The 18287-nt window shown below is 71.1% G+C and carries 18 protein-coding genes; 7 read left to right on the top strand and 11 right to left on the bottom strand.

Going from position 1 to position 18287, the window contains the following annotated elements:
* Positions 1-95: 95 nt before the first annotated feature.
* Positions 96-1316, bottom strand: a complete 1221-nt coding sequence (locus OHB13_RS16240; RefSeq protein ID WP_266860951.1) for a Cmx/CmrA family chloramphenicol efflux MFS transporter — start codon at positions 1314-1316, stop codon at positions 96-98.
* A 337-nt stretch (positions 1317-1653) separates the two neighbouring features.
* Between OHB13_RS16240 and OHB13_RS16235 the strand changes: the two genes are divergently transcribed.
* The gene (locus tag OHB13_RS16235; protein WP_266855626.1) at positions 1654-1905 is read left to right on the top strand and encodes a hypothetical protein; all 252 of its coding nucleotides are present in this window, start codon (positions 1654-1656) and stop codon (positions 1903-1905) included.
* A gap of 266 nt (positions 1906-2171) precedes the next feature.
* On the opposite strand, the gene OHB13_RS16230 is transcribed toward OHB13_RS16235, so the two are convergent.
* Positions 2172-2822, bottom strand: coding sequence for an HD domain-containing protein (locus tag OHB13_RS16230; protein ID WP_323183790.1), 651 nt, complete (start codon positions 2820-2822; stop codon positions 2172-2174).
* Positions 2823-3024: 202 nt separating this feature from the next.
* On the opposite strand from OHB13_RS16230, the gene OHB13_RS16225 reads away from it, so the two are divergent.
* Complete coding sequence (locus OHB13_RS16225; RefSeq protein ID WP_328377602.1) at positions 3025-3714, top strand: copper homeostasis protein CutC; 690 nt, start codon at positions 3025-3027, stop codon at positions 3712-3714.
* 62 nt (positions 3715-3776) lie between these two features.
* Here the strand turns inward: OHB13_RS16225 and OHB13_RS16220 are convergent, their stop codons facing one another.
* The 4 genes from OHB13_RS16220 to OHB13_RS16205 form a co-directional block, all read right to left on the bottom strand.
* Positions 3777-5801, bottom strand: a complete 2025-nt coding sequence (locus OHB13_RS16220) for a HelD family protein (RefSeq protein ID WP_328380306.1) — start codon at positions 5799-5801, stop codon at positions 3777-3779.
* A gap of 287 nt (positions 5802-6088) precedes the next feature.
* Complete coding sequence (locus OHB13_RS16215) at positions 6089-7087, bottom strand: helix-turn-helix domain-containing protein (RefSeq protein ID WP_328377601.1); 999 nt, start codon at positions 7085-7087, stop codon at positions 6089-6091.
* A 100-nt stretch (positions 7088-7187) separates the two neighbouring features.
* Positions 7188-8240: a beta-propeller fold lactonase family protein gene (locus OHB13_RS16210; RefSeq protein ID WP_328377600.1), complete on the bottom strand. Its 1053-nt coding sequence runs from the start codon at positions 8238-8240 to the stop codon at positions 7188-7190.
* A gap of 192 nt (positions 8241-8432) precedes the next feature.
* Positions 8433-9878 (bottom strand): DHA2 family efflux MFS transporter permease subunit, encoded by a 1446-nt coding sequence (locus OHB13_RS16205; protein WP_266855631.1) that lies wholly within the window; start codon positions 9876-9878, stop codon positions 8433-8435.
* Between the two features lie 95 nt (positions 9879-9973).
* Between OHB13_RS16205 and OHB13_RS16200 the strand changes: the two genes are divergently transcribed.
* Positions 9974-10723: a TetR/AcrR family transcriptional regulator gene (locus tag OHB13_RS16200; RefSeq protein WP_328377599.1), complete on the top strand. Its 750-nt coding sequence runs from the start codon at positions 9974-9976 to the stop codon at positions 10721-10723.
* 8 nt (positions 10724-10731) lie between these two features.
* Here OHB13_RS16200 and OHB13_RS16195 read toward each other — a convergent pair whose 3' ends face one another.
* Complete coding sequence (locus tag OHB13_RS16195) at positions 10732-11577, bottom strand: helix-turn-helix domain-containing protein (protein WP_328377598.1); 846 nt, start codon at positions 11575-11577, stop codon at positions 10732-10734.
* Positions 11578-11714: 137 nt separating this feature from the next.
* Here OHB13_RS16195 and OHB13_RS16190 point away from each other — a divergent pair, with 137 nt between their 5' ends.
* The gene (locus tag OHB13_RS16190; RefSeq protein WP_328377597.1) at positions 11715-12782 is read left to right on the top strand and encodes an aldo/keto reductase; all 1068 of its coding nucleotides are present in this window, start codon (positions 11715-11717) and stop codon (positions 12780-12782) included.
* 113 nt (positions 12783-12895) lie between these two features.
* Here the strand turns inward: OHB13_RS16190 and OHB13_RS16185 are convergent, their stop codons facing one another.
* Positions 12896-13573 (bottom strand): TetR/AcrR family transcriptional regulator C-terminal domain-containing protein, encoded by a 678-nt coding sequence (locus OHB13_RS16185; RefSeq protein WP_266855635.1) that lies wholly within the window; start codon positions 13571-13573, stop codon positions 12896-12898.
* Positions 13574-13713: 140 nt separating this feature from the next.
* Between OHB13_RS16185 and OHB13_RS16180 the strand changes: the two genes are divergently transcribed.
* On the top strand, positions 13714-14628 hold the full coding sequence (locus OHB13_RS16180) for an alpha/beta fold hydrolase (protein WP_328377596.1): 915 nt from the start codon (positions 13714-13716) through the stop codon (positions 14626-14628).
* A gap of 193 nt (positions 14629-14821) precedes the next feature.
* On the top strand, positions 14822-15019 hold the full coding sequence (locus tag OHB13_RS16175; RefSeq protein WP_266855637.1) for a DUF1918 domain-containing protein: 198 nt from the start codon (positions 14822-14824) through the stop codon (positions 15017-15019).
* An 11-nt stretch (positions 15020-15030) separates the two neighbouring features.
* On the opposite strand, the gene OHB13_RS16170 is transcribed toward OHB13_RS16175, so the two are convergent.
* Complete coding sequence (locus OHB13_RS16170; RefSeq protein ID WP_328377595.1) at positions 15031-15909, bottom strand: NAD(P)H-binding protein; 879 nt, start codon at positions 15907-15909, stop codon at positions 15031-15033.
* Between the two features lie 62 nt (positions 15910-15971).
* Between OHB13_RS16170 and OHB13_RS16165 the strand changes: the two genes are divergently transcribed.
* Positions 15972-16568 carry a TetR/AcrR family transcriptional regulator gene (locus OHB13_RS16165; RefSeq protein ID WP_328377594.1) on the top strand — a complete coding sequence of 199 codons (597 nt, stop codon included), beginning with the start codon at positions 15972-15974 and terminating at the stop codon, positions 16566-16568.
* 117 nt (positions 16569-16685) lie between these two features.
* Here OHB13_RS16165 and OHB13_RS16160 read toward each other — a convergent pair whose 3' ends face one another.
* Positions 16686-17375, bottom strand: a complete 690-nt coding sequence (locus OHB13_RS16160) for an SDR family NAD(P)-dependent oxidoreductase (RefSeq protein WP_266855640.1) — start codon at positions 17373-17375, stop codon at positions 16686-16688.
* On the bottom strand, positions 17372-18268 hold the full coding sequence (locus tag OHB13_RS16155) for an NAD(P)H-binding protein (protein ID WP_328377592.1): 897 nt from the start codon (positions 18266-18268) through the stop codon (positions 17372-17374). Before OHB13_RS16155 ends, OHB13_RS16160 begins: the two co-directional genes overlap by 4 nt.
* Positions 18269-18287: the final 19 nt, after the last annotated feature.

Raw genomic sequence — 18287 nt, 5'->3', positions numbered from 1 at the left:
CAGCGGTGTCACCTCGCACCGTTTCGCTCAGCGTTCCAACGGACGAGTGAACACCGCAGTAACCCTGGCCCCTGCTCCGGACGGAAGACTCTGGGTCAGACGTTCTCCGCAGCCACTGCTCCCGCCTCCGCCGCCGGGGCGAGGTCCGAGGAGCGGGCCACCACCCGCGACTGGGACCTGTGCAGCCGCAGTGAGGCCGTCACCGCGATGATCGCCACCACTGTCATGGCTGCGCCCGCCCACGCCGTCGCCGCGAAACCGAAGCCTCCGCTGATCACCGCGCCGCCCAGCCAGGGGCCGCCCGCGTTGCCCAGGTTGAAGGAGGCCGTGGTGGTGGCGCCCGCCAGGGTGGGGGCCGCGCCCGCCACGTTGAACATCCGGGCGTTGAGCGCCGGGGCCGTGTAGAAGGCCGAAGTCCCCAGCAGGAACGAGAGGACCACCGCCGCGGCCGGGTTGTGGGCCAGCAGGGCCAGGGCCACCAGGAAGACCGTCGAAGCCGCGATGCCGGTCAGCAGGACACCGAAGAGATGGGCGTCCGCGACCCGGCCGCCCACCGTCGTACCGACCAGCGCGCCCACGCCGAAGAGCGCCAGCACCGTCGGAACCCAGCTGTCGGCCAGCCCCGCCACATCGGTGAGCAGCGGTGCCAGATAGCTGAACGCGCAGAAGACACCGCCCGCGGCGAGCGCCGTGATGACGATGGAGAGCCAGACCTGACGGTCGCGGTAGATGCTCAGTTCGGTACGGAGCCGGGGCCGTTCGGCGGGCAGCGGGATCCGGGGGATCAGGGTGGCCACCCCGACGAGGGCGATGGCGGAGGCCGCGCCGACCGCCCAGAACGCCGAGCGCCAGCCCAGGTGCTCGCCGAGGAACGCGCCCGCGGGGACCCCGAGGACGTTGGCGATGGACAGGCCGCCGATCATCACCGCCATGGCGCGGGCGCGGGCGTTCACCGGAACCATCGCGATGGCCACCGCGGCGCCGACGGCCCAGAAGCCCGCGCAGGCGAAGGCGCTGATCACGCGCGAGGTGAAGAGCAGTGCGTAGTTCGGGGCGAGCGCGCCCGCGACCTGGCCCAGGCCGAAAACGGTGATGAGGGAGATCAGGGTGGTGCGGCGGGGCAGTCGCAGGGTGGCGACGGCGAGCAGCGGAGCACCGACCACCATGCCGATCGCGAAGGCCGAGATCAGCAGGCCTGCCTGCGGGATGGACACGTTCATGTCGTCGGCTATGTCGGGCAGCAGCCCGGACAGCATGAACTCACTGGTACCCAGCGCGAAAACCGCGAGCCCCAGGATGTGGACGGCGAGCGGCATACGGGCACGTTCGGTGGTAGCGGGCATACCAGGTGCCAACGATGGTGCAGTAGATGACATTCCCGCGTCCGGGCCCGTGCCGGGGACCGTGCGGAGGCCCGCGCGGGAGCCCAGGGCCGGGGCGCCGAAACTCTGGTTCGAAACCCTGGTGAGCGGTGGTGCGAGGGAGGGGAGTGAGAGGACGGGTGCGGGTGGGGCCGTGGTGGCGGGGGAAGGGCTCCGGTGTGGCCGGATGATGTGGCTGTGTGGTGCAGGTCTGGTGTGCCCAGGTGGTGCGGGTGGGTGGTGAATGGTCACGCTGTGCATGTCACGGGGGAGTTGGGGGAGGAGGACAGGCATGACGGTGAGCACAGATGCCCAGGAGGCGGACGACGGGCCGGTGAACGGCGCGTACGTCATGGACATCAGGCATGGGCAGGTCGGCGAGGTCATCGGGCGCGACGCCGGGTTCGTACGATTGCGGCCGCCGGCGGGCGGCGTCGAGTGGGTGTGCCCCGAGGATGCACTCCGGGCGGTCACTGCACGTGAGCAGTTGATCGCCCGCAACGCGCTGGCCAACGCGCGCAGCCGGGGCGACGTCTGCCGGTGACCGGTCGCCCCGGGTGGCCGGATGCGTATGGCCACGTACGGTCAAGCAGGCCAAGTAGGGCCATATGCAGGGCCATGTGGGACCACGTACGGCTCCGTGCGGCCGGTGGGTGTCCGGCTGTCGCCGACCGCGGCCGGATTGGTGTGTACGGCGGTCGTGGCGGTTGTCCGGCAGGGGGCCGGGGGGCCTGTCGCGTACGGCTGGTATACCGGGGCTGTGTGCCGGGGTCGTCTGCCGCGTAGGCGTGCGTCCCCTTGGAGCGCCCCTCAGAGCGTCAGCAGTTCCAGTTCCGTCGCCAGGTTCTGGCGTGCCCTCGGCTCCCACTGCGCCTGTCCGTGATCCGTGTGGAACAGCCTCGGCAGGCCGAGCAGTTCACGCAGGACCGCCGAGCGGCCCTCGCGGAAGGCCTGGTCCGGCACGAACGCGTACTCCTCCCGAACAGCGGCCGCGTACTGCCCGTACGCGGCGGGGGGCGCGGCAAGGATCGCCAGGTCGGCGTCGCACAGCACCTCCCCGTTGGTGTCGCCGGGCTGCGGATCGTGGCCGACGGTCAGCCGGACCAGACGGGCCACCTCCGCCGTGCGGGCCTCCGGCACCCCCGCCTCGGTGAGCGCCCGCTCGGCCAGCTGGGCGCTGCGCTCCTCGTTCTCCGAGCGGTCCGGCCGGTACACCGCGTCGTGGAACCAGGCGGCGAGCCGCACGGCCGCCGGGTCGGCCGCGTGGTCGGCGAGGGTGTCGATGTGATCCAGCACGGCGGTGAGATGGGCGGTCGTGTGGTACCGGCGGTGGGGCTCGGCCCAGCGTGCGAGCAGGTTCTCGGCGTACGGCCCCGGGTCGGGCGCGGTGGCGCCTTCGCGGGCGGCGGTGAGGGCCTGGTGCCAGCGGGTGGCGAGAGCGTGGGGCGCGTCCTGGGGCATGGGGGCCATTGTGCCGGTGCCGGTCCCCGCCCCACGTAGCGCCTTGGGCCGCCTTCTCGTACGCCTCCTTGGGCGCTCTGTGGAGCCGGATACGGGTGCGGAGGCGCGGGGCCGGGCCGTAGGGTGTCAACTGGACTAGACCTGTAGCCCGCGAAGCCCGTAGCCCTTGAAGAAGCCCGTAGCCCTCGAAGATGGGGAATTGATGAGCAACCGTGCAGTTCTGGAGGTGATCGCGCTCTCCGCGGAGGACGCGGTCGCCGCCCAGGCCGGTGGTGCCGACCGCCTTGAACTGGTCGCCGACATGGCCGCCGACGGGCTGACACCGTCCCGTGAGACGTTCGCGGCGATCCGCGCAGCCGTCGACATCCCGCTGCGCGTGATGCTGCGCCTCACCGACGGGTTCGCCGCCGGTGACATCGGAGCGCTCGTGGCGGCGGCTCGGGATCTGCGGGCCGAGGGCGCCGACCAGTTCGTGCTCGGTTTCCTGGACGCCGACGGCAACCCCGACCTGGTGGCGGTCGAGCGGATCGTCGCCGAGATCGAGGGCTGCCCGTGGACGTTCCACCGGGCGATCGACCGCGCGGCCGACCGCGACGCGCTCCGCAAGGAGCTCGCCGACCTGCCGGGGCTCGACACCTTCCTCACGGCGGGCTCGGCCATCGGGGTCTCCGACGGTATGCCGACCCTGCTCGCCGAGGCGGCGCGCAGCGGCCGGCCGGGGTACGAGGCGCAGATTCTGGTGGGTGGCGGGCTGAGGCTCGAACACCTTCCGCGGTTGTTGGAGGCGGGGATCGACGCCGTACACATCGGCGGCGCGGCCCGGCCCGGCGGCTGGGAGCTGCCGGTCGACGCCGACGCGGTGCGGGTGTGGCGGGCGGCGCTGGACGGCTGAGCCCGTTCGGGGTCCGGGGGAGGGCGCCCGAGGGGGCTTGGGAAAAGCCCCCTCGGCGGGTCTCAGCCCAGCTGCTCCGGCAGCGGCAGTGTGTGCGTCACGATCAGGCCCGACACCGCCCTGGTGAGCGCAACGTACAGGCGGCGCAGGCCAGTTCGCAGGTCGGGCTCGCCTGCCACCACCGCCGCCGGTTCGTCCAGGACCACGTAGTCGTACTCCAGGCCCTTGGCGAGCGAGGCCGGCACCAGGGTCAGCCGGGAGTCGGCGCTGGTCTCCTGCCCCGGCTCCAGATGTGCGAGGCCCGCAGCCGTCAGCGCCGCCGACAGGGCGGGGATGCGGGCGTCGGCCGCGATCAGGCCCGTCGAGCCCTCGTGGCGCAGCGAGTCCCGGCAGGCGGTGACGGCAGCCGCGTCCAGATCCTCCGTCGTCCGCACCTCCAGCGAGCCCGGGTTCTCCCGTACGGACGAGACGGGCGCCAGCCCCGGCGACATGTGCGGCAGCAGCCGGGACGCGTACGCGATGACCTCGCGCGGTACGCGGAAACCGGCCGTCAGCTCCTCCACATGTGCGTCGCCCTTGCCCAGATGGTGCAGCGCTTCGTCCCAGCCCGACGTCGCCCAGGGTGTGGTGCCCTGCGCCAGGTCGCCGAGGATCGTCGCCGAACCGGTCGTGCAGCGGCGGCCGACCGCGCGGTACTGCATCGGGGAGAGGTCCTGCGCCTCGTCGAGGACGACATGGCCGAGCGAGTGCGTACGGGCGATCAGATCGCCCGCCTCGTCGATCAGTACCGCGTCCGCCAGGGACCACTTGGCGGACTTCACCGACCGGGCCGGCTTCGCCCAGCGGATCGTCCGCTGCTCGTCGTCGGTCAGGACGCCCTCCGCGTGCGCGGCGAGGAACTCCGCGTCGCAGAGCAGCCGCAGCACCAGCTTGTCCGGATCGACCTGTGGCCAGGCCGCCTTGACCACGGCCTTCACCGCGGGGTTGCGGGCCACCGCGTCCTGCACCCGGTCGTCGGGCGCCTCGCCCGCCTGCTCCATCCGGACCAGGACGGCGTGCGCGATGCGCTGTGGGAGCGCGTCGCGGGCGGCGCCGTAGCGGATGTCGCGGGCCAGCAACTCGCTGACGATCTCCTCCAGTTCGTACGCCGGGATCCGCCAGCGGCGCGAGCCCCGTACGACCATCGCGGGCTCGGCCGGCAGCGTCACATGCGAGCGCAGGGCCCGCCGCAGCACCTCCGCCATCCGGGCGTCGCCCTTGATGACGGCGGCATCGGCGGTGTCGGTGCCCCTGATCTCGACGCCCGCGACCAGATCGTCGACGGTGGCCTGCTTGACCTCCAACTCGCCCAGGGCGGGGAGGACTTGCTCGATGTAGTGCAGGAAGGACCGGTTCGGCCCGATGACCAGGGTGCCGGTGCGGGCCAGCCGCTCGCGGTGCGCGTACAGGAGGTACGCGACCCGGTGCAGCCCGACGGCGGTCTTCCCGGTGCCGGGGCCGCCCTGGACACATACGGTGCCGCCGAGGTCGGACCGTACGATCTCGTCCTGCTCGGGCTGGATGGTCGCCACGATGTCCCGCATCGGTCCGACACGGGGCCGCTCGATCTCGGCCTGGAGCAGCTTGCTGGTGGTGTGCTGGTCGGACGCGGCCGGGGCGGTCAGGTGCTCGTCCTCGTACGCGGTCAGCTCACCGCCGGTGTAGCCGAAGCGGCGGCGCAGCCCGATGTCCATCGGGTTCTTGGTGGACGCCCGGTAGAACGGCTGTGAGACGGGGGCGCGCCAGTCGATGACCATCGGGTCGCCGTCGGCGTCGTGCACATGGCGGCGCCCGATGTAGAAGCGCTCGCCCTCCCCGCCCTCGGCGAGGTCGGCGCCGGGGGCGTGCTGGTAGTCGAGCCGGCCGAAGAAGAGCGGGGTGTGCGACAGGTCGGCGAGCGCCTTGATGCGGTCCTCGATCTGCGCTTCCAGGACGGCGGCGTTGACCCAGTTCGCGGTGACGTCGCGGATGTCGAGCCCCTCGACGTCCTCACGCATCGCGCGCAGGGCCGCGCGGGAGCCGGTGAGGTGGGCGCGCTCGCGGGCCAGCGGGTCGGCATGGGCGCTGCCGGTCTGGGTTTCGGCGGGCGTGCTCTCGGCCGGCGTGCTGTCGAGTGCGTCGTCGGGAATGTCCTGTGTGACGTGCGTGGGCACGGTGTGGCCTCCGGGCGGGTACGGCTGATCGCGGCGTGACGGCCTCCGGTACCGGCCGGACGGCGACGCTCCCTGGGGGAGGCGGGGAAGCGACGATTGTAGTCACCCGGCGGGGCGGGGTCGAACGGTTTTTACGGGGCCCCGGTCCGGACGCCGAGCGGAGCCTGGGCCGGCACACCGCGCTACAGCCATCCCCGCCGCCCCGCCTGGACCCCCGCCTGAAATCTGCTCGCCGCCCCCAGCCGCCCCAACAGCACCGACATCCGCCGTCGCAGGCTCCGCTCGCTGATCTGGAGCTGACGCGCGATCGCCTCGTCCTTCAAACCCGCCGACAGCAGCGCCAGCAACGCGTCATCCGGCGCCGGCGCAGCCACCACGTCGCCACCGCCGATCCGTGTGCCGTCTCCCGCGCCCAGCGGAGCGCCCCGCTCCCACAGCTGCTCGAACAGGGCCACCAGCGCGTCCGTCAACGCCGAGTGCCGCACCAGCACCGCGCTGTCCATCATCCGGTCGGCGTGCGTGGACAGCGGCAGCAACGCATGGCGCCGATCCGCGATCACCAGCTTCACCGGCACATCCGGCAGCACCCGTATCCGCTCGCCCAGCTCCGCCAGCCGCCGCGCCTGTCGCCAGCCGCCGTCCGCGGCCAGTACCTCCGTGGCGTGCACCGCCCGGCACTCCACGCCCCGCTCCAGCAGCCGCTGCATCGGGGCCAGGCTGTTGTCCGCCGGATCCAGGAACGGCGGGCCGACCAGCGTCAGCAGCTCCTTCTCCGTGCCGGCCAGCAGATCCTGCACCCGGGCGTACTGCGCCGTGCCCCGCACGACTTCGGTCAACCGCGCGGGATCGTCCCGTAGTTGAGCCTCGCGGTACTCGGCGGACAGCTCGTCCACCGACTTCCGCATACGGTCCAGTTCTGTGCGGCGGCGGCGGAGCAGCGCGCCGAGCGCCACCTGGGGATCAGCCGGCAGCCACGCTTCGCTGCCCGCCCCCGCCCTCGCGGCCTGGTCGCCGTCACCCGCGCCGTCGGCCGAGACCAGACCGAACCCGGCCAGGGCCCGCAGCGCGGCCCGCACCTCGGACTCGGCGAGGCCCGTTTCCGTCACGCACTCCCGGGCCGTGCCCCTGCCGAGCCGCACCAGCGCCCGGTACACGCGCTCCTCGGCTTCGCCCAACCCCACCGCTTCCCACACCTTCGTAGATTATCCGGCCACCGCCGGGTCCGACAGAATCCGGCGGCGGCCTGTGGACAACCCGTCGGCCACAGCGTTCAGCCGTGCCTCAGTCGCTGATCAGGGCCAACGAGGTGGCCTGGGGCAGCCCGGCGGCGTCCAGCGTTCCGGTGGCCTTCCCGGCCCGCAGGTCGATCGGGGTGATGCCGGCCTGGTTCTCCTGTGCCTGGAACAGCTGCTTGCCGTTCGGCGCCAGCGCCAGCGTGCCGAAGGAGTCCGGCACAGCGATCCGGCGGGTCTTCAGGGTGCGGGTGTCCACCACCGAGACGCTGCTCTCCGCGGTGTTGGCCACGTACAGGCTCTTGCCGTCCCTCGACAGCTGCGCCTTGAACGGCTCCCCGCCGACCTGCGCCTGACGGGGCTTCGCCGCCGGGTTGTCCGCCCGGTACACCGAGACCGTGCCGCCGTAGTAGTCGGTGGCGTACAGCGTCTTGCCGTCGTGGCTGAGCAGCACTTCCCGAGGGGCCTGGCCGCCGGTGTAGGAGGCGGTGACCTTGTAGTCCGACAGGTCCATGCGGTCGATCCGGTCCCTGGAGTAGATGCCCAGGTACGCGGTCCTGCCGTCGGGGCTGATCACCACACCCTGCGCCGGCGCGCCCAGGTCGACGGTTCTGACGACCGTGCCGGCCGTGAGGTCCACCACCGAGAGCGACTGCATGATCATGCTGGTCACGTACGCCGTCCTCCCGTCGGGGGAGAGCGCGATGGCGTCGGCGTCCACGCCCAGCGGGATCTCTTTCACCAGCTTGTGCCCGACCAGGTCCGCGACCGACAGGGTGCCGCTGTGGTGGTTCGCCAGGTAGGCGGTGTGCTGGTCCTTCGACAGCGCGATCCCCCAGGTCTCGGCCTCCTGACCGATGCCGAAGCGCGCCACCTCCTTGCCGGTCGCGGGGTCGACGCCGACCAGCTCGGTGTTGTCGTCCTTGCTGATGCTGCTCGGCGTGGTCCACAGCACCTCGTGCCCGCCGTGCCGGTGCGCGTGATGCCCGGGGTGGCCGTGGTGCGGCCCGGCTGCGGCCTGGGCGCTCATGGGCGCCGCGCAGACCAGCGCCGCCGCAAGAGAGGCGGCTAAGGCCAGAGTGCTTCGACGTGTACCTGTCATGGGGTTCCTCCGTCGGTGGGGCGGAAATCCGGGGTGGAGAAGTACGGGGTGAAGTCCGGGGTGGAAATCCGGGGTGGGAAATCCGGGGTGGAAGTCTGCCCCGCACGCTAGACAGCGCGCTGACGCCCTGTCGACGGTTCGGCGCCACCGGGCCTGGCCGTAACCGGTCTTCGGCCGTACCCGGCCATGGCCTCAGCCGTGTGCCTGCTGGGCGTGCTTGGGCAGCAGGCCCACCAGCAGCAGCGTCAGGAAGCTCAGGCCCGCGGCGATGCCGAAGACCAGCTCGGCGGCGGCGAAGCAGGAGTGGACGGACAGGTCTCCGGCCCGGGCGAAGAACACCGTACCGAGGGCGGCGACGCCGATGGCGCCGGCGAACTGCTGGACGGCGTTGAGCAGGCCCGCGCCGGTACCGACTTCCTCGGGGGTGGCGTCGCCGATGATGAAATCGACCAGCGGGACGAACACCAGCCCGGAGCCGAAGCCGGTGAACAGCAGCGCGGGCGCCAGGTTCCAGACGGTGATGCCGGTGCCCCAGTGGGCGACGGACCACCACAGGGCCAGCAGGCCGACGACGGAGATGGCCAGCCCCAGGTGCAGGGTGGTGCGTCCCAGTTTCTCGGCGAGCACGGCGCCCGCGAGCAGGACGGCGACGGCGGTGCCGAGGGCCCAGGGGATCAGCGTGAGGCCGGTGTGCAGCGGCGTCCAGTGCAGACCCTGCTGGAGCAGCAGGTTGATGACGAGGACGAACGCGCTCAGCGATGCGTAGAACCCGGCCACGATGACCAGGCCGACGACGAAGCTGCGCTTGCGGAACAGCGACGGTGTGATGACCGGGTGCGCGCTGTGCCGCTGGGAGACGACGAACAGCCCGAGCAGGACGACCGCGGCGGCCATCATGACGTAGGTCCAGGCGGGCCAGCCGAGGTCGCGTCCCTGGATGAGCGGGACGATGAGCAGCGCCGAGGCCGCGGTGAGCAGGCCGACGCCGGTGAGGTCGAGGCGGGCGGCCGGATCCTCGCCGCCGCGGCGGGGCAGGACCCGCCAGGCGAGCGCGGCGGCGGCGACACCGAACGGGACGTTGATCAGGAAGATGGAGCGCCACTGGCTGCCGAACAGGTCCAGGTGGAGCAGCCAGCCGGCCAGGATGGGCCCGGCCACCATGGTCAGGCCCATCAGCGGGCCGACCGGGGTCAGCGCCTTGCGCAGGTGCTGGGGCGGGAACACCACCTTCACCAGGGCCAGCCCCTGCGGGATCATGACCGACCCGCACAGGCCCTGCACCGTGCGGGCGACGATCAGGAAGACCGCGTGCGGGGCGAGGCCGCAGGCCAGTGAGGCCAGGGTGAAGCCGGTCATGCCGAGCAGGAACAGCCGCCGGCGCCCGAGCAGATCCCCGAGCCGCCCTGAGGTGACCAGGCCGAGCGCGAAGGCCGCGGTGTAGGCGCTCAGCACCCACTGGACCGTCACCTGGCCGCTGCCGAGATCGGCGCGGATGGAGGGGCCGGCGAGGTTGGCGATGCTGGAGTCGATCAGATCCATGATGTCGGCCAGAACCACGACGACCAGGACGAGCCATGCGGTGCGCATGGGCAGTGCGGTGGTGGCGGGCGCTTCGGATGTGCGTTGGGTAATGGACACGAACACTGTTCTACATCAGAACACTGTTCTTGCCAACACGAACACTGTTCTGCGTGATGCGGAACACTGTTCTTCGACTCGCTAGACTTCCCCTTATGTCACCGACTCCGCAGCAACGGCGTGCAGCGCGGCACCAGCTCGGCACCGGCTCAGGCGCACCCGCGGCCCGGCGTGGACCGTCCGCCGGGCGCAAGAAGCCGATCACGGTCGACGCCATCATCAGCACCGCGTTCGGCATCGTGGAGAGAGAGGGCTACGGCGCCCTGACGATGCGGCGCGTGGCCACGGTGCTGGAGACCGGGCCGTCGTCGCTCTACGCCCACGTGGTCAACAAAGAAGACCTGGACGAACTGCTCATCGGCCGCCTGTGCGCCGAGGTCGACCTGCCCGAGCCGGACCCCGCTGTCTGGCGGCAGCAGCTCATCGGCGTCTGCACCCAGCTGCGCGACCAGTATCTGCGGTACCCGGGGATCTCCCAGGCGGCCTTCGCCGCCGCTCCGTCCAATCTGGACACGCTGCGCTTCAGCGAGGGAATGCTCGCCATCCTGCTCGCCGGGGGCGTCGAGCCGCAGGCTGCCACCTGGGCGATCGACTCGCTGTCGCTCTACGTCAACGCGTACAGCCTCGAAGTCTCCCTGGCCAGCAAACGGATCAGCAGCAGTGACGACAACTGGGTCGTCAGCCGTGACGAACTGTTGCGCCGATTCGCCGCACTGCCCGACACCTTCCCCCAGACCAAGCGCTACGCGGCCGAGCTCACGGCCGGAACCATCCACGACCGCTTCGACTTCACGATCGGCCTGATGATTGACGGGCTCCCGGGCGTACGGCGGGATCCGCATTGATCAATTGATCACGGGGTGACCGAGGCCCTCTTCCGGGGATGTGCGGACAACCGGTCCAGTGCCGACTGGCTCTCGTCGTCCGCGGCGCGGTAGATCACCAACCGCTGGTCCGGATCCTGAAGTGGCATCAGCACTTCGAAATGCACGGTGATCACACCGGCCTCAGGATGCCGCAGGACCTTGCTCCCGCGGCCGTTCACCTTGATGTCCCGCTCGGCCCACAACCGCGCGAACTCCTCGTCACGACGGGTGAATTCGGCGATGAGGTCCGTCAACGCCCGATCCTCCGGGTATGCGGCCCACGCGGCACGCAGGTGGGCGATCCCCTCCCGTACGACGCGTTCGCGGTCGACATAGAAATCACGCATCTTCGGGTGCATCAGACACAGCCACATCGCATTGCGCTGCGCCGGCGGCAGGGTGTCGAAATCCAGTAGCAGCCTCGCCATTTCGTCGTTCCAGGCCAGGATGTCGTAGCGGTGGTTCAGCAGCATGGCCGGCAGCGGTGACAGGTCGGCGACCAGGCGGGCCAGTGGCGGCGCCGCGGTGGTGGCGGGGCTGTCGGCGTTACGGGGGCGCTGCTGGGCCAGGTTGAAGAGGTAGGTGCGTTCGTCGGGAGCCAGGCGCAGCGCCCCGGCCAGCGCCTCCACCACGTTCGCTGAGGGCCGCAGCCCCCGGCCCTGCTCCAGCCGCACGATGTAGTCGGTGCTGACCCCGGCCAGTTCGGCGACCTCTTCGCGGCGCAACCCCGGGGTCCGCCGGGCCTGCCGACGCGACGGCAGGTTGAAATCGTGCGGGTCCTGGCCTTCGCGCCGGGCCCGCAGAAACGCGGCCAACTCCTGTGTCGTGTCCACGGTCCGGGTCATCACGTTCGATCAACAGTCAGGGTAGGACCGGCATTCCCAGGAAGTTCTCTCCCTTATCCCGGGCTCGCGGCGGTCACAGACTTGATTCCGGCAACGGATCACAAGCACAAGCACAGGAGGACACGATGTCGCTCACCCTCGACACCTACCGGCTGCTGGGCCGCTCCGGACTGCGGGTCTCACCGCTGGCGCTGGGCGCGGCCACCTTCGGCACCGAATGGGGCTGGGGCGCTGAACAGGCCGAAGCGCGCAAGCTGTTCGACCTCTACGTCGAGCGCGGTGGTAACTTCATCGACACCGCCAGCACCTACACCCATGGCAGCTCCGAGCGCCTGCTCGGTGAATTCACCCGCGACAACCGCGAAAGCCTGGTGCTGGCAACGAAATACTCGACGCTGCGCCGGCCCGGCGACCCGAATTCCGGGGGCAGCCACCGCAAAAGCCTGTTCGCGTCGGTGGAATCCAGTCTGCGACAGCTGAATACGGACTACATCGATCTGCTCTATCTGCACATGTGGGATGCCACGACGCCGGTCGAGGAGATCCTGCGCGGCATGGACGATCTGGTCCGGCAGGGCAAGGTCCTGTACGTGGCGATCTCCAACGCCCCGGCCTGGCAGGTGTCACGTATGCAGGCGGTCGCCGACCTGCGCGGCTGGTCGCCGCTGGTCGCGCTGCAGATCGAGTACAGCCTGATCGAGCGGGCCGGGGAACGTGATCTGATCCCCATGGCGCGTGAGATGGGGCTGGGGGTGGCTCCGTGGTCACCGCTGGCCGGCGGGGTGCTCACCGGCAAGTACAGCCGCGACGACCTCCTGGCCGCGAAGGGCGTCGCGTCCGGCGACGGCACCCGCAAGAGCGTCACGATCGCCAAGGGCGCGCTCACCGAACGTAATCTCGCCATCGTGGAGGTCGTGAAGGAGGTCGCCACGGAGCTGGGCCGCACCGCCGCCCAGGTCGGGCTGGCCTGGACCCTGCAGAACCCGGACGTGACGGCGCCGACCATCGGCGCCCGCACCCCCGCGCAGCTGGAGGACAATCTGGGTGCCCTGGAGGTCGACTTCACCGCCTCCCAGCTGGCCCGCCTCGACGAGGTCAGCGCGATCGAACTCGGCTTCCCGCACGACATGCTCGCGAGCGACGTGGCCCGCACGCTGATCCACGGCGGCCTGAAGGTCGAAACCCGCCGCTGATACCCGGCCGGGTGCTTACCGGGCAGAGCGCCTACCCGGGCGAGTGCTTACCCGGCCGGGTGCCTACCGGGGCGAGCGTCTGCCCGGCCGAGCGCCGGGGGTGGATCGCGGAGTCAGCCCAGCACTCCGGTGACGGCGCGGGTGAGCACGGTGGCGAACCGGTCACTGGAAGTGCGCTCGCGTTCGGGCTGGGGGTCGGCGAGCAATGCGGAGATACGGGGGTGGGCGCCGGCGGTGGCCACGTGGCGCAGGTAGGACGACTGGCGCTGGGCGCCGGGGTCCGCGGCGGCCAGTTCATTCTGGACGAACAGCGCGGTCAGAGCGTTCAGTACGGCGAATGCCTCAAGTTTGTGGGCGGGTTCGGCCGGATGGTCGGCGAGTACGTCGAGCAGATGCTCCAGCAGGTCGGTCCCGTACGGGCCGAGGGCGGGACGCGTGACGACGAGGGCCGGCAGCCAGGGGTGGCGTCGCATGATCCGCCGGGCCTGGTGGGCGATTTCCAGCAGGTCCGCCTGCCAGTCGCCGCTCGGGGCGGGCAGACGGTACTCGCCGGCGGTGCTGTCGGTCATCAGGTCGAGCAGGTCGTCGCGGGTGGCCACATAGCGGTAGAGCGAGGCGGCGCCGGTGCCCAGGGCCGCGGCGAGGCGGCGCATGGAGACGGCGTCCAGGCCCTCCAGGTCGGCCAACTCCACTGCTGCGGCGGTGATTTCGGCGCGGCTGCGCTCGGCCGGGCGTCCGACCGGCGCCTGTTCCGGCCGCAGCCAGATCACCGGCTCTCGCTCTCCTGCCACTGTCACCTCCCGCGTTGCCGCCACTCTACCTTTCCGAGTACGGTGTTCGCGAACGCTGTTTGCGAACACCGTCCGCGAAGCGAACGGCGTACGCAACCGACGTACGCCACGACGTACGCAACCGACGAGAGGGAGTCGCCATGCCGCGCTTCGCGTACAACGACGGAATCCGGATCGCTTTCGAAGACCTCGGCGGCGCGGGCGGCGACCCGCTGCTGCTGGTGATGGGGCTGGGGACCTCGCGGTTCTGGTGGCCGGACGGGCTGGTGGACGAACTGGTGCACCGCGGCTTCCATGTCGTGGCCTACGACCAGCGCGACGCCGGTCAGTCCACGCATCTGCCCGCCCGGCGGGTCGGCCCGCCGCTAGCAGCTCTGCTGCGCCCCACGCCCCCGGCCTACAGTGGTGAGGACCTGGCCGACGACGCGGTCGCCGTTCTCGACGCGCTCGGCTGGGAACGCGCCCACCTCTTCGGCCACTCCATGGGCGGGCTGGTGGCGCAGCGCGTCGCGATCCGCCATCCAGAACGCGTGCGGACGCTCGCCACCTCCTCGGCGGTGCCCAGCGATGTGAAGGGGCTGAGCGTGCTGCGCTACGTGCGCTTGGCGCCCCTGGTCCGTTTCGCCAGGCTGCACTACCCCGAGACCCCGCAGGGCGACATGGCCCTGGCCGTGGCCGTCGCCCGCATCCTGGCCGCGCCCGGCCGGCGCATCGACGAGTCCGATGTGCGCGAGTTCGTGGACAAGGAGGCCGCGCATCAGATCGCCGGCTTCCGCGACCAGAAGGCGCAGAGCCGCCAGGTCGGCGCGAAGTGGCACGGCGGCCCGCTCGCCAGGATCACGGCGCCGACCCTGGTACTGCACGGATCGCGGGACCCGCTGCTCCGCGTATCGGCCGCACGCGACATCGCCGCTGCCGTCCCCGGCGCCCGCCTGCGCATCGTGCCAGGCGCCGGACACTTCCTCGCGGGCGACGTCTGGGCCACGTACGCGGACGAACTGCGTACGGTCGCCGACCGTGTCACCGACCAGCCGCGCACCGCCTGCGAAGACTGAGGGCGCGCACCGCACGTGACATGACGTACCTGGTGCGCGACGAACACGAGCTGGATGGTGTCCCCGTCGTGGTGGCGGCATGAAGCCGTATGGAGCGGTAGCCGGAAACTTACGCGCAGTCGTGGTCTGGTCGCTCACGGTTATCATTGGTCTGCGCGGGGCTGAGCCCCATGTCTGTCACTAAGGAGCCGATATGCACGCCAGTAAGGGCGACCGACTTGTCGTCCACGGCCGGGTCGTGGGCCGGCAGGACCATGTAGTGGAGATCGTGGAGGTGCTCGGCCCGGACGGGGCACCGCCCTACCGGGTGCGCGCCGAGAATGGCCACGAGACGATTATGACGCCCGGTCCTGATGCGGTCGTCTCCCACCGCGACGCATCCGACCACTGAGTTCGGCCAGGTCAGGAACCCTCCGTGAGCGCGGTGGCGTGGTCGGTGGCCCACTGGTGAAACGTTCGCGGCGCCGCCCCGAGGATGTCGGCCACCGTCGTGGTGACGTACGCGGGCTGTCCGACCGCCGCGCTCCACGCGGCGAGCAGCATGTCGATGACCGAGCCGGGCGCCGTGCCCTCCGACAGGTTCCGGAACTCGTCCGGCGTCATCTCCTCGAAGGCGATCCGGCGCCCCAGGGCGTCACCGATGACGCCCACCTGCGCGGCCTGGGTCAGCGACTCGGGGCCCGTAAGGACGTAGTCGCCTCCGGCGTATCCGTCCTGAGAGAGCGTCCGTGCCGCGACAGCTGCGACATCGCGGTCGTCGACCGGTGCCGTCTCGGCAGCGCCGTAAGGCCACCGGACGACCTCGCCGGCCCGGATCGCCGGCCCCCACCAGGCCAGCGAGTTCGACGCGAGCATCCCCGGCCGGATGATCGTCGACTCAAGTCCGGTGGCCGTGATGAGCCGTTCGATGTCGGCGTGCAGCTCCGCCATGGGATTGGGCTGCTGGAAGAAGGGGTGCGGCGTCCGGTGCGGGGAGGAGAGGAAGACGACCCGCCGTACGTGGGCTGCCAGCCGCTCGACGACTGCCGCGGCGGTCCGAGGCGGCGCGGTCCACACGAGGAAGACCGCACCGGCGCCCTTCAGCGCCGGGTCGAGCGACTCGGGCACGGTGAGGTCACCGGTGAAGACCTCGACCTCCGCCGGCAGCGTCGCCGCCGCCTCGGAGCGATGGGTGAGGGCGCGGACCGGCACGCCCGCGTCGAGGAGTTGGTCGATGACGACCCGGCCGATCCGGCCTGTCGCCCCGGTGACGAGCGCGGGAGGGATGTCTGTCTGATGCATGCCGCCATGGAAACGTTACTCGGTTAAAAAAGCAACTCGGTCACAAATGTTACGGTGGTCCGATGAGCGAGCCGACGGGACTGCGGGCCCGCAAGAAGGAACGGACGCGCGACGCCATCGGCGACGCGGCCGTCGCGCTGTTCCTGGAGCGCGGCTTCGACCGCGTCTCGGTCAACGACGTCGCCGCGGCGGCCGACATCTCCAAGCCGACTCTCTTCCGGTACTTCCCCACCAAGGAAGACCTGGTGCTGCACCGGTTTGCGGACCACAAGGGTGAGGCGGCACGCGTCGTACGTGACCGCAGGTCCGGCACCAAGCCGGTGACGGCGCTGCACCGGCACTTCCGGGCCGGCCTCGATCAGTACGACCCCGTCACCGGCCTCAACGACCACCCCGAGGTGGTGTCGTTCCACCGGCTGGTGTTCACCACACCGAGCCTGGCGGGACGGCTCACGCAGTACCAGCTGGAGGACGAGGAGGCACTGGCGGACGCCCTCGGTGAAGGCATCCAGGCACGCCTGCGAGCCGCCCAGGTACTCGCGGTCCAACGGGTGCTCGCCCGGACCAACTGGCAGAAGATCGCCGACGGCCGAACCGCGCACGACGTCCACCCCGAGGCCGCAGCCGACGCCGACCAGGCATTCAGCCAACTGCGGTGATACGGGCCGGCCGTCTCCGGCGCGGCGCCGTGCTCGTCCCGCCGGGCACCCCGGCCCCACCGCCCGGGGCGCCCGCCCGGGGGCATCTCCTGGCCGGCATATCGGCCCGGCTGCTCCCTACCAGGGCACCGGCTGGTTCTGGTGGTTGAGGTATTGCAGGCCCGGCTCGCCGCTGTGGCGGTCGATCGTGTCCACCACGCCCGGGATGGACTGGTCGATGCTCAGCGGTGCGTCCGGGCCGCCGAGATCGGTGCGGACGTGCCCGGGGCAGATCAGCAGGAGGGTGTGCGCGGCTTCGGCGTACCGGGCGGCGTAGCTGCGCATCAGCTGGTTCAGAGCCGACTTGCTGGCCCGGTAGACATCCTGGCCGCCCTTGGTGTTCAGACCGATGCTGCCCTGGCGCGAGGACATGACGCCGATCGTGCCCGTCGGCGCGACCAGCGAGCGCAAGGACTCGACCACGCGCATCGGGCCGAGCGCGTTCGTGACCATGACCTCGACGAACATCTCCTCCGGGACGTCTCCGACCGGAATGTTGCCCCGTGTGATGCCGGCGTTGACGAACAACAGGTCGAGGGTGCGTCCGGCCAAGCGGTCGCGCAGCGCGGTGATCTGCTCCGGACGCGTCATGTCCAGGGACTCGACCGTGACGCTGCCCCCGGACTTCTCGGCCAGCTCGTGCAGACCGGTACGGCTTTCGCCCCGTACGGTTCCGATGACGTCCCAGCCGCGGCGCGTGTACTCGGCGGCGAGGGCGAGCCCGAGGGTGCGGGACGCCCCGACGATGAGAGCGGTCTTTGCGCTCATGCCTGCACCACCGGCTTCAGGACCTCTTCGCACCAGGTGCGGAAGGTGGTCGGGCTCGCGGTCGCGGGGCTGCGCCGTACGCCGTCGTCGAGGCCGTCGTCCTTGGCCCGCGCCATGTCCACGTAGCCGGCGGCGATCGCGTCGCCGATGCCGTGTCCGGTGAGCGTGGCGCGGAAGTCGTCCAGCGACTGCCGCTCGTAGCGGACCGGGCGGCCGAGCGCGTCGGACATGATCCGTGCCATGTCGTCCGCCGACAGGTCCTCGGGGCCCAGCACCGGGACCTCTCCCGTCCCCGTCCACGAGCGGTCGAGCAGCAGGCCGGCGGCGGCCGCGGCGATATCGCGGGTGGCGGCCGCCGGCGCTCTGCGGTCGGCGGTGACGGTGTCGGTGAACACGCCGTGGTCACGGATCGATGCCGCCTGCCGCAGCAGGTTGTCCATGAAGGACGGGTTCGCGAGCGCCCGGTAGGCCACGCCCGTACGCGCGATGAGGTCGTCCATGGCCAGCGACGCCGTCACGTGCCCGGCGCGGCCGGCGGCCGGGGTCCCGCGGCCGAGCGCCGAGACGCCGACGACGTGTCGTACGCCGTGGGTCCTGAACGCCTCAGCCGCGGCGCGGGTGAACCCGGAGTACAAGGCGTCCAGGCTCGGTGCCGCTGCGTTCGACGGAACGAGCCAGAAGACGGCGTCCGCGCCGGTGAAGGCCCGGTCGACGACCTCGGCGTCGTCGTGGGAGCCGGTGATGACGTCGACGCGGGCGCGGGCCGCTGCGGGGAGCCTTCCGGGGTCGCGCACGATGACGCGCAGCTCTTCGCCGTGGGCGGGGGCCTCGTCGAGCAGGATGTCCAGCAGCCGGCTGCCGATCTGGCCGGTGGGAGTGGTGATGACGATCATGCGTCGAGTCTCGGCGCCG

The sequence above is a fragment of the Streptomyces sp. NBC_00440 genome, from assembly GCF_036014215.1.
GTDB lineage: Bacteria > Actinomycetota > Actinomycetes > Streptomycetales > Streptomycetaceae > Streptomyces.
Note: the sequence above shows the minus strand (reverse complement) of the source record. Positions and strands in the feature narration are given on the sequence as shown.